Source organism: Natrinema salsiterrestre (assembly GCF_029502005.1).
Taxonomy (GTDB): Archaea; Halobacteriota; Halobacteria; order Halobacteriales; family Natrialbaceae; genus Natrinema; species Natrinema salsiterrestre.
The window spans coordinates 83,856-96,582 of record NZ_JAMQOT010000011.1; the positions used below are offsets into that span (position 1 = coordinate 83,856).

Genomic DNA, 12,727 nt, shown 5'->3' on the forward strand with positions numbered 1-12,727 from the left:
GATTACTCAACGCAGCAGCTCATCGTCGACGTGTCCCGCCGAAACGCCTGACAGGCCTGTTTGAACGCCTCGGAGAACGTCGGGAACGGGTGGACGGTGTCGATGATGTCATCGACGGTGAGGCTGAACTTCACCGCCAGCGTCGCTTCCATGATCATGTCAGCGGCACGGGGGCCGACCATGTGGACGCCGACGATCTCGTCAGTCTCGTGGTGTTTGACGACCTGGACGAGGCCATCTGTGTTCTTGACTGCCTTCGCCCGCGGGACATCCTCCATCTGGACGGTTCGGCACGAGCAGGTGCCGTGCTCGTCCATGTACTCCAGTTCGGTCGTGCCGACTGCGGCGACTTCGGGACTGGTGAAGACGACTGCCGGGACTGCGTCGTAGTCGATGCTGACGCCCTCGTCGCCGAAGGCGTTCTTGACGGCTTGATTGCCTTCCTTGGCGGCGACCGTCTCCAGTTCGGGTTCGCCGATCACGTCGCCCGCCGCGTAGATGTCGGGATTGGTCGTCTGGAAATGTTCGTCGACACGAATCGTCCCGTCGTCGTTTGTTTCGACCCCTACCGTTTCCAGGCCGATGCCCTCGCTGTTCGGCTGGATGCCGGTCGCGACGAACAGCGCGTCCCTTGTAACTGTCCGCTCGGTGCCGTCGACGACTGTTTCGACGGCGACGATTGACTGAACCGCTTCGGTTCCACCGTCGGCTGCTCGCCTGCGGACGCGCTGGAAGTCGTTGCCGGTCATTACCTCGATGCCGTCCTCCTCGAACGTGCGCTGCATCTCGCGACCCAGTTGGCTTTCCATGTCCGAGAGGACGTGGTCGGAGCGCTGGAGGATGGTCACGTCGACGCCGACGCGGTGGAGGATCTGGCCCCACTCCAGCGCGATGTATCCGCCACCAAGCATCACGATGCTCTCGGGGAGGTCGCGCTCCTCGAGGATGGTCTCGCTCGTGTAGTAGTCAACGCCGCCGAGGCCGTCGATGGGCGGCGCCCAGGGCGAACTTCCGGTCGCGACGAGCGCCTTCTGCCCAGTGATGCGCGCGCCCTCGTCAGCGCCGTCGACGACCTCGATAGTCGTGTCGCCGACCAGCTGGCCGTAGCCCTCGTAGATGTCGGTCTCGAAGTGCTCGGCGATATCGACGTAGTTCTCCTGCCGGAACCGTTCGACGAGTTCGTCGGTGCCGTCGAGTGCGTCGGCCCAGTCGACGGTCGGCTCCTCGGAGTATCGAACGGCGTCGAAGGGATTCTCCGACGCTGCAGCGCCGCTCTCGGCGACGGCGAGAAGATGCTTACTCGGGACACAGCCGACGTTCACGCAGGTCCCGCCAATCGGCAAGCCTGTGTTCACCATCGCAGTCGAGAGGTCCCGCCGGCTCGCTTCAGTGATCGCGGCGAACGCTGCGGCGCCACCGCCGAGAATCACGAGATCATAGTCGGAGGTGTGGGTCATCAGTGCCTATACTTTACGACGGGAAGTTCTTATGCTCCAGAGTCCGAAGCTATAGAGTAGGTTGGAGGCTACGAAGCTATGGCAGATACTACTTCACCGGCGCCAACGTGCGATGTTGAGGGGACGTGCTACTGTCCGCTCACAGGAGTTATCGACACGTTGAGCCGAAAATACGCGATGCAACTCGTTAGCATCATCGGCGCACATGACTCACTGCGGTTCGCGGAGATCGAAGACCACCTCCCGACAGCGAGCACGTCGACAATCTCGAAACGCCTGAACGAATTCGAGGAGGCAGGGCTCGTCTCACGGACGCAGTACAACGAAATCCCACCGCGTGTCGAATATGCGTTGACAGAGGATGGCGACGAGGTTCGAACACGACTGGAACCGTTACTCGAGTGGGCGACAGAAAATAGCGGAAATGCGTAAACCGAGCCATTCCAAAAGAGAAACCAATTCTCCACGGACTCCCCTCAAGTCTGGTTAGGCCTCTGGGGATTCGAGTACTGTGAGATTCTGGACTGGGAAGGGATTGCTTTCTCCGGCGAACTCGTCCTCAGGGACGTAATGCCAGAGGTGGCCGTTTACCTGGTAGAGAAACGACTCGCTGCCTTCTGCTTCTACTCTCACCCGCTTCCCGACATTATCGTCTTCTTCCCAGCCGATGACGGTCAACGGCTCGACGGGCCATTCAAAGAATTTGACCGAGTCACCAGGCTCCAACTCTTCAAAGGTCTCTATATCCCCCTGCTGTGGCTCTCGCGCGTCGAGAGTCGGATTATGCTCAATAGACATGGTCTCTGGGTGCGCCCCTACTCACTTAATACTGTCAGCAGTGGATTCCAGCCGCTAGAACGGAAGCACGCCTGGCGAATCTTCTCTCCGATTGCTCTTAGCCCATTGCCTCTTGGAACCGCTCACGCAGCGCGTCCTCGCGTTCTTCGAACTGCTCGACTTTCTCCTGCAGGTCGTCGCTGACCCGTTCGATGCTCGCCAGCGCTCGTTCGCCGGCCAATGAGGCCTGTGACCCGTCGTCACCGTCTGCCTCTAGCTGCTGCTCGTAGGCCTGCTCGACGCGCTCGATCGTGCTTTCCGGGTTGAACAGGATGTCGTTGGCAATCCGAACGTACTGATCGAGGGACGCCCCCTCTTTCCCCTGGAAGAAGTGGGTGAGCGCGTACGTCGCGCCGGAATGCAGCGTCCACATATCGATCTCGAAGGGGGACGCCGCATTGGCTTCTGCATCGCCGGCGGCACGCTTGGCCAGGTAGTCCGGGAAGCCCAGCAGGGTGTAGAACTCCGTGACGGTGAACGGGAGCTCCGAGAAGTCGAGGTCGATATCCTGGGCGTCTCGGATGAACTCGAAGAGGTCGGCGGCGACGAGTTCGACCTGTGCGAGGAGTTCCTCCCACCAGGTGCGGAAGTTCCTCCCGTCGCCGACGTGCTTGATAACCTCCTTGTCGGTGAGCGAGCGCATCGTGTTCGAGCAGTAGCCATCCTGGGCGAACCCCTCCACGTAGACGGCGTGCTCGCCGAAGAAGTCGTAGCCCGACGTGACGCCCATCGTAATCGGGTCCGACCGACCGGGCAGGCGCACCTCAAGGCCGTCGAACATCACGTCCATGTGGACCTCGCCGCCGCCCCGGTAGCGTCGAATCTCGCCGAACATCACCTCGCCCAGCGGCGTCCCGTCGATGGTCTCCTCCCGGAGGACCTCCTCCAGCGGCCCGTAGATGTCGACCGGGTTGATGATCGCGTAACTGTCTGTGGGAACGTGGAACAACGGGTCCGTCTCCGCGTCCTCATCTCGGGCCTGCTCCCGAGCTTGACTCGGCTCGACGAGCGCATTGAACCGCTCCGTCTCGACCCACTCGTCGGTGTACGGATTTTGGTACGCCACGGTCGTCTCGACGGCCTGCGGAAGATCGCGGACCGCCTCGGCGAATGTCACGGGGTCTGCATCCCCGTGACGCTCTCGGTACCACTCGGGCAGTTCGGTGTCGGTACGTCCATCGACGCCAGCGAAGATGGTTCTGGACTCTGGATCTTTCATCTCAGTCACCTCACTTCAGGAATCCTCGTCGACGGACGCCTGCATCGTCTCGCGCCCTGCGCCCCTCTCCCGGGCGCAACAACAACACCACGTTAACCAACACTGACCTCGATCGCCGGAACTAGTTGGTTAATCAGGTTTTGCTGATGGACGAGAAGTACCTTTCAAAAGGCGGTAGGATGGCCTTCTGACCGCGACTATTCCCGTTCTTCGAGGACGATCCGCCTTGCTTCAGCTACAAGCCCGTGGGCATCAACCATCGCTTCCGCATCAAGTGCGACTGCGGCTCCAATCCCGTCTTCGAGAACGGAATTCATCTCGATAACGTTCTCGAAGCACTGAACCAGGCACGTGAGCTGTCCGTGGTCTTCTGAGAAGGTGTTTTCGTAGATTGGTGCCGTTAACGACTCCATTCGGGATTCGTCGATTGCAGATTCGAGCTCATCTGTCGTATATTGCTCAGCGACGTCATCCCTGAGATGGACGATTTCGTACGTGCCTTCCTCGTATTTCACGATACTCCGGAGATTCCCGTCAGTTCGTTGTTCGAAGAAGTTCTCGAGCCGAGTGGCCATCCTTGTCGCCATATTAGCAACTCGTGTCTCTTTCATCATAGGTGTAGGGCAAAGAAATAACATCGCCGCATCGATTATTGTCCCTTCTGTCCTTCAATCTCTCCGCCTACGGCGCACCTGCTCAGGATTCGGTACCCACGGATGGGCGTCCCAGCAGTGAAGGGCGTGCTCTCGTGGCGTGTCGAACAGCGCCTCACACGACCCACACTCGTAGGCGGTCTCGGGCCAGCGTTCCGTGACGAACATCGCTGTCACCGTCGACCTGACTGGATCTGGTGCAGCCGACCGCTGAACGTAATCATAGCCGATCACTGTCCGTCGACGAAGCGCCGACTGCGCCAGCCGTTCGGGCCGGTCTGCTGGGAGATACACCCACCGGACGAACGCCTTCTCTGAGTCCTTCGCCGAGGGTTGAAGGATGAACCACCGGTCATGATCGTCGCGGAAGAGATACCGTTCTGCTCCCTGATTTTGGAGATAGAGCGGATCGCCGCGTCCGGCAATCACCCGCAGACCGATGGACCGGGAGATGGGTGAGAGGAGTCGCTCTTCCAGCGTGAGCGAGCGGGACTCTCCGGCCGAATCCTCGATCTCGAAATCGTCAAGCGTCGCTTCGTCAGTCATGATTCGCTGGGATTCGTCTCGTCTGTGTCTTTCCCATCTGTTCGCTCGTGCCGGTCGTTGTATCGCTCGAGTTCTCGGCCGATGCACTCCAGCGCCGTGACGGCGCGTTCGATGAGTTGGTATGTGGCCCGCGAGAGTCGGATGTTTTCCATTAGGTCTCCTCCTCTGGCTCGACGAGGTCGTTACTCTCAGCGACGAGTGCCTGAACGGCTGAAGCAGGATCGTTCTCGACCGGAAGCGTTCGATGGTCAAGCGGGGTGGGATACGCCCGATCCCCCTGCGCACAAAGTATGATCAACCACTCTTCGCTCCCTTCGGCGAGGACGACGTAGTGGTCGATCTCCCGACGTTGGAAGACTGTCCGATCTGTCCGGCTCACCGCACTCCAGTTTGCCGGCAGTGACGATGACGGCGTCCCACCATCTGGCGTGAGTACTCGGTACTCTTCGAATTCGGCGAGTGCCGCCTCGATATCCTTCCCGGTGAGGTGCCAGCAGTCGGCCGGGCCATCACACACCAACTGACTGACTACGTCGTTGCGGAACTGGATGTAGTGTTGCTGGGCGACGGTTTCGTTGTCGGTGTAATCGAGGAGGAGCGCACAGGCGAGCTGTGCCGGTCCGCTCCCAACGTAGCCCCAGTCGAATCCCGCCGGGCTATGCCGCACGAGACCGAGACTTCGATTGGGGGAGAGGCGTTCGTGTGCGGTGAGGTTCAGGACAACTGGCGTTCCGTCGACACGCATCCCGACGTACTCGACGCGGTCTGTACTCGCCTGACATCGCTCATCCGTATCCTGTACGACTGCTCGTGGGTCGGTAGTCGAATTCGTCTCCATCGGTTGCATGCGGGCGTTCGGATTCCCCGCACCCCTGCTGGGGGTCGAAAAACCACCACCGGCTATTAGCCCCTCAGCGCCGCTTCAAAGTTAGAATTCAGACTATTATAGTTCAGACTATAACAATTCATCAGACAACCAATCGACAGAGGCAAGTCTATTCTTCGAAGAGACAGCGAGCGGCTGCATCGGCGCCAGTGAGGGTTTGCTGATCCTCGTCCGTATCAGCGAAGAGTGTTGACTGATCTCCCTCGGATGTTTGCTCAACTTCGGGTCGATCGTCGACGCCGAACTCACTCGCCTCGGGGTGATCAAGACGCGAATCCCGGTCACGATGATCCACGTCAGCGCCGAAGTCCTCAAGCGAGGTCTCGACGCTCGTTTCGGCCAGTTCGAGTTGGCCATCGTCACCGAATGCGGTCTGTCGTTGAATCTCGATCTCTGGTCTATCGCTCATCTCATTCGAGCCTCCACCCACCGAGGCTCAGACAGAGTCCCCCGAGTGCTGCGTCAATTCTCTTGTGCGCGGATTTCGCTGGCCCGGTCTTTGAGCCGGCGAAGAATCGGGATCCGTTGCTGATTCGCGTTCTCGTAGGCGACGCAGGCTCGCAACGTCTCCATATCGTTGATCGTCACGATACCAGCGTTGATGAGTCGCGTATTCGGTGGCTCGATCCGTTGTTCTGGCGAAAGCTTGCTTGCGTCTGTTGTTTGACCGTCTGGATTGCTCACTGATGATCGCCTCCGCCACTGCTGAGGCGACAAAAAACGGCCCTCGCCGTTACCCGTCTTCTTCCTCGGGTTGGATTTGGCGAGCGTCCTTTGCGAGATCATGGATGTACTCCCGAAGGATTTCCATGTCCTCGCGAGCGTCTTCGAGGGTCTTGCCTTTCGCTTTCGCGATTACCTCGTCCTGGTCCCTGGTGCCGGTTCCACGCTTGAGCTTCACGGTGAGGGAGACGCCGACGTCACTGCGTTCGACGTACTCCGTTCGTGTCGTCTGTTCACTGGCTTCAGCCGATTCGCCATCCGCACGAGATGGTTGGGTATGTTCTGACATAGGTTACTTTCGGTGATTGGTATTCAGATGGACGGTGCAACCGGCTCGCCGGGTGCTTCGTGAAGGACTGCGTCGATCTCGGGCCCGGTGAGTCGCCAGCTTCCAGCAGACCCAGCACAGTCCAGCTGGCTCACGACCTCGGTTTTGAATGCCTGGTAGTGGTCGAGGGCGAACGCCTCGTCTCCCGTGTAGTCGAGGAGGAGTGCGAGCGCGAGTTGCGCCGGACCACTACCACCATATCCCCATTCGAATCCCGAGGGACTGTGATTCACCAGCGCGAGACTCCGCTCTGGTGTGAGCCGTTCTTGGCCGGGACGTTTCTCAACGATAGCCTGCCCGCTCTGCCGATACCCGACGTAGGCGATGTCGCAGTCGCTCGCTGGGCGTGTCTGTTCAATCGAGTGTGTGTCGCTAGGTCTACTCATCGGTCTGTTCGGGAGCTACTCGTTCGAGCACCCCCGCACCCCTCAGGGGGTGAAAAACAGCCACAGGAACTGCTTTCCCCTACGCGAGATGGGAGATCTCGGCTGGTTCGTCGACATCGTCGAACTCGCCTCGTTCGACCGGCTGCCAGTTATCGCCGGGTGCTGGACTCCACCAGTCGACCTCGTAGGCACCCGGTGCGCCGAAGATCTTCACCCGCGCCGACCCATCTGGCAGGTCGCGACGGAACTTCTCGTCGACGTGGAGGTTCCACGTTGAGTGGGTGTCGAAGCAGGCGAGGACGGCCTCCTCGTAGCCGCGTGTCTCTCGGGATTCTTGGAGTTCGACCTGCGTGTTGCAGTTCTTGCAGAACACACCTTCGAACGGAATGTGACTAAATACCTCGTGCCCGCAGACGGGACACCAGAGGAACTCGAACAGTGCTTCGCTGTGACGGTCGATGATTTCCAGACTCATCTGTGTATCTGGCCCGATTGAGACGGGCCACCCCTCTCGGCCCAAAAATAAACGTCATCGCAGATGCGCCCTTATCAATCAGCGCTCGGCGCCGTACACGATCCTCGAAGATGCTTCGTACCCACAGCTCTGACACTCAAACCAGCGCTGAACCTTCGCGCCGCCAGCCGTTTTTCCACCGATTGCCACCTCGCTGTTCCGACACTCGGGACAACTCAGTTCGGGCGCTGGCCGTTCCCGGAGCTCGTCACGGAACGATTTCGCGTCCTTGGTTTCGTACCCCCGCGACCACACCGGGTAGCCGTCGACGAGGATTGCCCCACGCCACTTGTAGCGGTACGAGCCCGGTGCTCGGTGTAAGACAGCCCGAGCGCCGGTCTCGGTATTCCGGTATACGAGTGTTGGCGTGCGGCTCTCGCGCTTCCAGTTTGTGATTCGAGCCATCTGTTAGAAGTGGACGTCTGCGGGCACGATCCAGAGCTCCTCGCGCTCCTCCAGCACTCGATCCAGCTGCTCACGGTGGCGAATACCGTTCGCGTATTCGTTGTACAGGAAGATCGTTGGCCCGTCGTAGGCGCCCACCTGGTGGAACGCGTGCCGAGCGAGATCTTCGTCGCGCATAATCTCCTCGTCGGAGAGTTCGTCGAGTGCCTCCTTCACCCGCTCGAGGTTGCGCTCGAACTCCTCTTTCGTCGCCTCCCAGCCCCGTTCGAGCAGGTCTTGGCCGTCATCGGAATCGACGGGCACCGCGGTCGGGAGATCTCCCCATCGCGCCTTCCCCGCAACGGACGTGTTCTCCTCGTCGAAAGTCACGTGATAGTCGAAGACGGCGCCGGCGTGTGGGTCAGCACCAACTAGGCGGTCGAACACCGTCTTTCCGGTGGCCAATGCGTCGTCGTGGGTCGATGCCTCTACGAGGGCGTAAATCACCATATGCATCTCGAACACCTCGAAACGCCGACGCACCGGAGTGATTGCTCGTTCGCTCCTGCTGCGCCGGCACCCATCGCCGGCGCTCGAAAAACCCTCATCTTGCGGTCGATTCTTAGAATTCGTTCGTTCGCTCGACTGTGATGGTCAGGTTCCCGGACTCGTAGGCAGCTTCGAAGTCGACGGTGAACGCATCCGAGTCGTACGCGGTGTAGTAGGCGCGGTGACGCTTGAGCGAGCCGGTCGCCTTGAAGTGGAAGAACGCAGCCGCCGTGTAGGGCTTGCTCTGGGTCTCGATTTGCGTTTCGACAGACGCCGGAAGTGCGATCTGTGGCGTGTCGGTGTCAATACTCGTAGCGAACTCCCTCGCCTCCTCGACGGTCGCTTGCGAGTGTGCTGGTGTCTCGCCAGTGAGCACGTTCACCGGGGTTTCCGTGTCGTCGGTGAACAGGACATCTTCGAACGTGTGCGTCTCGAGCATCGCGTCGGGGTCCAACTCACAGTCGTGAAACGGATCGTCGTCTGCGTGTGTGGTCATCGGATCACGAGCCCACGGCGGGGCTCACCCATTCGTAGCCCCTGGAAAAACAGCACCTGCCACGAAGCAAATCACCTCTGTAGCTTCCGCTCCTTGAAGATGGAGGAGACGACTACCGGCGTCTGATCGTCATCATATGTGACTACTGGAGCTGACTTCCGAAAAATACCGATCGTGAACAGTGTTTTCTGTTCTTCGACGCGATTCAGGCGTCGAAGAACCGGTCGGGCGTCATCCGCGATAGGCGCATCGCATTCCCGGTCACGCCGAGACTCATCCCCATGTCGCCGACCACGACCGCCAGCGCGACGCTCACCAGTCCCAGCGGGACGCCGAGTGCAAGCAGGGCCTTCACGCCGAGGCTCGACCAGATGTTCTGGCGTATCACGCCGTTCGCCGTGTGCGACAGCCCGTAGAGATACGGCAGCTTGCCGATGTCGTCGCCCATCAGCGCGATGTCGGCGGTCTCGATTGCGGTGTCCGTTCCGGCCGCGCCCATCGCGATGCCGATCTCAGCGGTCGCCAGCGCGGGCGCGTCGTTGATGCCGTCGCCGACCATCGCCACGTCGCCGTACTCCGCCTGTAACGCCTCCACGGCATCGACCTTCTCGTCGGGCAATAGTTCTGCGCGATACTCGTCGACGCCGACCTGTTCGGCGATCGCACGGGCCGTCCCCTCGTTGTCGCCGGTCAGCATCACGACGTGCGCGACGCCGAGTTCGTGCAGCCGTGCGACCGCCCGTTCGGCGGCCGGCCGCACCTCGTCGGCGATGGCGATAATGCCGATCAATTCGGTATCCGTGCCGACGAGGACGACCGTCTTCCCTTCATTCTCGAACCGCGAGATCGCGCCGTCCTCGAGGTCGGCACAGTCCTCGCGCTCGCACTGCTCGTGGGCCACTTCGGCGACTGCGCCGCCGTCGGCACGGAGGTGGGCGTGCGACAGGTCGAAGCCCAACTCCTCGAAGAGGGCGGGCTTGCCTGCATAGTACGTCTCGCCGTCGATGTCTGCGCTGATCCCCTTCCCGGTGATGCTCTCGAATTTCTCGATACTCGGCACGTCATCGCCGGCATCCTTCTCGGCGCGTTCGAGTATCGCCTCGGCGATTGGGTGTTCGCTTCGCTGCTCGAGTGCAGCCGTGTGCCGGAGTACCGTCTCGTCGTTCGTACCGCCAAGCGCTACGACATCCGTGACGGCGAGTTCACCCTTGGTGAGGGTGCCAGTCTTGTCGAGGGCGATGGCGTCGACGTCGCCCATCGCTTCGAGGTGGTTGCCGCCTTTGATGAGGACACCGTTCTTGGCGGCGCTGGTGATCCCCGACACCACGGAGACTGGCGTCGAGATGACAAACGCACACGGGCAGGCGATCACCAGCAGAGTGAGCCCCCGAATGAACCACGCCTGCCAGTTACCAGTGAAGGTATGTGAGAAGCCGGCGAGACCGAGGGTTGCACCCCCGTTGATGAGCAGCGGCGGGAGCGCGGCGGTCAGAATCGCAAAGGCAACGACTACCGGCGTGTAGTAGCCCGCGAACCGGTCGACGAACTGCTCCTTCTCGGTCTTTTGCTCCTGTGCGCCCTGCACCATTTCGATGATCTGTGAGAGCGTCGATTCCGAGGCGGGGGCAGTAGCCTCAAATTCGAGGTAGCCCTCTTCGTTGATGCTGCCGGCGTACATCTCGTCTCCCATCGTCTTGTCGACGGGCACGCTCTCACCGGTGATGGGGGACTCGTCGACCGCACTTCCGCCGTCGACGACGGTGCCGTCGAGCGGAATCTTGTCGCCGGGGCGGACGATGACTGTCTCCCCGACCTCGACCTCGTCGGCGGGGATCGTCACCTCCTCGCCGTCGCGGCGGACGGTGGCCTCGTCGGGCGACAGTTCCATCAGCTCGCGCAGGGAGTTCCGTGCCCTGTCCATCGCGTAGTTCTCGAGGATTTCGGCAGTGCTGAACAAAACAGCCAGCGTCGCCGCCTCGACAAAGTAGCCGATGCCGGTCGCGGCGATAATCGCCGTCCCCATCAGCAGGTCGATATCGAGACTCAGGTTCTTCGCCGAGTAGTACCCGCCGCGAACAACCGGGACGCCGCTGGCGACGGTTGCCACGAGGAAGAGTACGTCCGCAATGTGAAGCGGGTAGTTGAGGACACTTGCGATGGCGATGTTTTGTCCTGCGAGGAGGAATTCGAAGAAGAGCCCGACGGTGAGGAACGCCGCTCCAATCCACGTCTTCTTCGCTCGCGGGCTCGTCCACACCTCTGACGGGGGAGCAATCTCCATCCCGCCCTCCGATGTCTCTTCGGTGTTGTGTCCACCGTTGACGACCTCGTACCCTGCGTTCTCGATTGCCTGAACAACCTCCGCCTCGGTCGTGCGGTCGGAATCGTAGGTGACGCTGGCTGTCCCGGTGGTCGGTTGGAGCGTGGCGTCGACGACACCGTCGACGCGCTGGAGGCTCTTGTCCACTTTCTGGGCGCACGACGGACAGTCCATATCGGGGACGGTGAGGCGGGCGGTCAGCTCCCGTCGCTGCCCGCCGCCGCTCGCTGGCCCCGCTGTATCCGCATCCGGGTTCTCTGTCATCGCTTTAGGTTAGGAGCGGGCGTTCGATATGTCTTTGTTGGAATATTCCAAATTCGTGCGTTAGCGCGATGCCAGCCGTTCTTCTGCTACCCGCTCGCCGGCGACGTGCTGCTTCGCCAACTGTTCTTCCGCCCGGCGGAGTCGGTAGGTAAGTGTCGACCGCGGCACGTCGAGATGCTCGGCGAGCTCGCCGACGTCGACCTCGCGGGGTGACTCGTAGTAGCCGTGTTCGACCGCGGCCTGGAGTGCGGCCTCCTGGGCTGGCGGGAGGCCGCTCGGTTTCCCGTCGCGTCCCCCAGCTCCTGTTGTCGTGTCCGCTGTGCGGAGCATCTCCATCTGGGCGCATTCCCCGACGGCAACCCCGAGGGAATCGAAGAACGCCGCCACATCGCCCTCGCCGGAGTGAATGAGCCGCCACGTGTAGTGGCGCCCCTCGTGACGGGTCTCGAATAAGACGCCGTCGCCGAGGTGATCGCGAGCGATGTGGGGAACTGAGGCGCAGGTGGGAGTGCGCTCCCAGTCGGAGTAAAGGATGAGCGTGTCGTCCGTGCGGTCGAGGACACGGGTGGTCTGGGTTGCGCCGCAGTCCTCGGTGGCGAGACAGTCGGCGTAGTAGTCGCTGTTGCGAAACGCGTCCTCGATGGCGTCGAGTGCGTCCGGAGTGCCGGTGGCATGGTCGACTCGCCAGAGCTGGTCGGCAGTGGCGTGCAGCGAGAGTGAGCGGACGCGAGCGTCGGGGTGGTCTGCGAGGGCGTCCGCCACCCGGTTGCAGCCGGGCTCGTATTCGAGAGCGAAGACGAGTTCGCGCATACCCCGACTAAGGCCTGCTACGACATAACCCATGGCCTGCAGCGTTGTCGACTAGTGGACCTCAGATTACGTCGTCAGGGTCGTGGACTTCCTGCATTCGTTGCGCTTCGGTCGCGTATTGCTCTTGGAGGCCGGGGTCATCGACTATGCCAAGATTGCCGGGTTCAGCATCGACTGCTGCTGTCGTGTCTCGGACGTCGGTGAAGGACGTGAGTGCGCGTTCCTTCCGATAGTACTGTTCTCCATCGGGTGTTGCGTAGGTGAGGATGATCAGGTTCTGCTCGTCATCGGAGTACGTCCGTTCGACAAGCCAAACACGAACGTCATCTTCAGACTGATTTGCCATACTTAGACG

The 12,727-nt window shown here is 61.0% G+C and carries 19 protein-coding genes; 1 reads left to right on the top strand and 18 read right to left on the bottom strand.

All coding sequences use genetic code 11. The annotated features are described in order from the left end of the window. Positions 1-2: 2 nt before the first annotated feature. Entirely contained in the window at positions 3-1,457 is a 1,455-nt protein-coding gene (gene merA, locus NDI89_RS21010) for a mercury(II) reductase (RefSeq protein ID WP_144800157.1), read from the bottom strand. Between the two features lie 78 nt (positions 1,458-1,535). On the opposite strand from merA, the gene NDI89_RS21015 reads away from it, so the two are divergent. Beyond that, on the top strand, positions 1,536-1,889 hold the full coding sequence (locus NDI89_RS21015; RefSeq protein WP_144800158.1) for a winged helix-turn-helix transcriptional regulator: 354 nt from the start codon (positions 1,536-1,538) through the stop codon (positions 1,887-1,889). A 54-nt stretch (positions 1,890-1,943) separates the two neighbouring features. Here the strand turns inward: NDI89_RS21015 and NDI89_RS21020 are convergent, their stop codons facing one another. The 17 genes from NDI89_RS21020 to NDI89_RS21100 all read right to left on the bottom strand — a co-directional run bounded on the left by NDI89_RS21020 (position 1,944) and on the right by NDI89_RS21100 (position 12,718). Next, on the bottom strand, positions 1,944-2,255 hold the full coding sequence (locus NDI89_RS21020; RefSeq protein ID WP_144800159.1) for a hypothetical protein: 312 nt from the start codon (positions 2,253-2,255) through the stop codon (positions 1,944-1,946). A gap of 97 nt (positions 2,256-2,352) precedes the next feature. Then, positions 2,353-3,513, bottom strand: coding sequence for a hypothetical protein (locus NDI89_RS21025; RefSeq protein ID WP_144800160.1), 1,161 nt, complete (start codon positions 3,511-3,513; stop codon positions 2,353-2,355). A 197-nt stretch (positions 3,514-3,710) separates the two neighbouring features. Continuing rightward, entirely contained in the window at positions 3,711-4,100 is a 390-nt protein-coding gene (locus tag NDI89_RS21030; protein ID WP_277524571.1) for a DUF7522 family protein, read from the bottom strand. A gap of 81 nt (positions 4,101-4,181) precedes the next feature. After that, entirely contained in the window at positions 4,182-4,712 is a 531-nt protein-coding gene (locus tag NDI89_RS21035) for a hypothetical protein (protein ID WP_144800162.1), read from the bottom strand. After that, positions 4,709-4,864, bottom strand: coding sequence for a hypothetical protein (locus NDI89_RS21040; protein WP_186311048.1), 156 nt, complete (start codon positions 4,862-4,864; stop codon positions 4,709-4,711). Before NDI89_RS21040 ends, NDI89_RS21035 begins: the two co-directional genes overlap by 4 nt. Then, positions 4,864-5,550 carry a DUF6166 domain-containing protein gene (locus NDI89_RS21045; RefSeq protein WP_345781984.1) on the bottom strand — a complete coding sequence of 229 codons (687 nt, stop codon included), beginning with the start codon at positions 5,548-5,550 and terminating at the stop codon, positions 4,864-4,866. Before NDI89_RS21045 ends, NDI89_RS21040 begins: the two co-directional genes overlap by 1 nt. Positions 5,551-5,707: 157 nt before the next feature. Next, complete coding sequence (locus NDI89_RS21050) at positions 5,708-6,007, bottom strand: hypothetical protein (protein WP_277524575.1); 300 nt, start codon at positions 6,005-6,007, stop codon at positions 5,708-5,710. Positions 6,008-6,060: 53 nt separating this feature from the next. After that, complete coding sequence (locus NDI89_RS21055) at positions 6,061-6,282, bottom strand: DUF8129 domain-containing protein (protein ID WP_277524577.1); 222 nt, start codon at positions 6,280-6,282, stop codon at positions 6,061-6,063. Positions 6,283-6,331: 49 nt separating this feature from the next. Beyond that, positions 6,332-6,610 carry a DUF7389 domain-containing protein gene (locus tag NDI89_RS21060; protein WP_277524579.1) on the bottom strand — a complete coding sequence of 93 codons (279 nt, stop codon included), beginning with the start codon at positions 6,608-6,610 and terminating at the stop codon, positions 6,332-6,334. Between the two features lie 23 nt (positions 6,611-6,633). Beyond that, positions 6,634-7,035, bottom strand: a complete 402-nt coding sequence (locus tag NDI89_RS23880) for a DUF6166 domain-containing protein (RefSeq protein ID WP_307729475.1) — start codon at positions 7,033-7,035, stop codon at positions 6,634-6,636. Between the two features lie 79 nt (positions 7,036-7,114). Next, positions 7,115-7,510, bottom strand: a complete 396-nt coding sequence (locus NDI89_RS21070) for a DUF7567 family protein (protein WP_277524583.1) — start codon at positions 7,508-7,510, stop codon at positions 7,115-7,117. A gap of 78 nt (positions 7,511-7,588) precedes the next feature. Continuing rightward, positions 7,589-7,954, bottom strand: coding sequence for a DUF7568 family protein (locus NDI89_RS21075; protein ID WP_277524585.1), 366 nt, complete (start codon positions 7,952-7,954; stop codon positions 7,589-7,591). 3 nt (positions 7,955-7,957) lie between these two features. Then, positions 7,958-8,449, bottom strand: coding sequence for a DUF7995 family protein (locus NDI89_RS21080; protein ID WP_277524587.1), 492 nt, complete (start codon positions 8,447-8,449; stop codon positions 7,958-7,960). Positions 8,450-8,555: 106 nt separating this feature from the next. Next, entirely contained in the window at positions 8,556-8,978 is a 423-nt protein-coding gene (locus NDI89_RS21085) for a DUF8025 family protein (protein ID WP_277524589.1), read from the bottom strand. Positions 8,979-9,183: 205 nt separating this feature from the next. Continuing rightward, positions 9,184-11,562: a heavy metal translocating P-type ATPase gene (locus tag NDI89_RS21090; RefSeq protein ID WP_277524591.1), complete on the bottom strand. Its 2,379-nt coding sequence runs from the start codon at positions 11,560-11,562 to the stop codon at positions 9,184-9,186. A gap of 60 nt (positions 11,563-11,622) precedes the next feature. Further along, positions 11,623-12,372 carry a helix-turn-helix domain-containing protein gene (locus NDI89_RS21095; RefSeq protein ID WP_277524593.1) on the bottom strand — a complete coding sequence of 250 codons (750 nt, stop codon included), beginning with the start codon at positions 12,370-12,372 and terminating at the stop codon, positions 11,623-11,625. Positions 12,373-12,433: 61 nt separating this feature from the next. Next, positions 12,434-12,718 (bottom strand): DUF7967 family protein, encoded by a 285-nt coding sequence (locus NDI89_RS21100; RefSeq protein WP_277524594.1) that lies wholly within the window; start codon positions 12,716-12,718, stop codon positions 12,434-12,436. Positions 12,719-12,727: the final 9 nt, after the last annotated feature.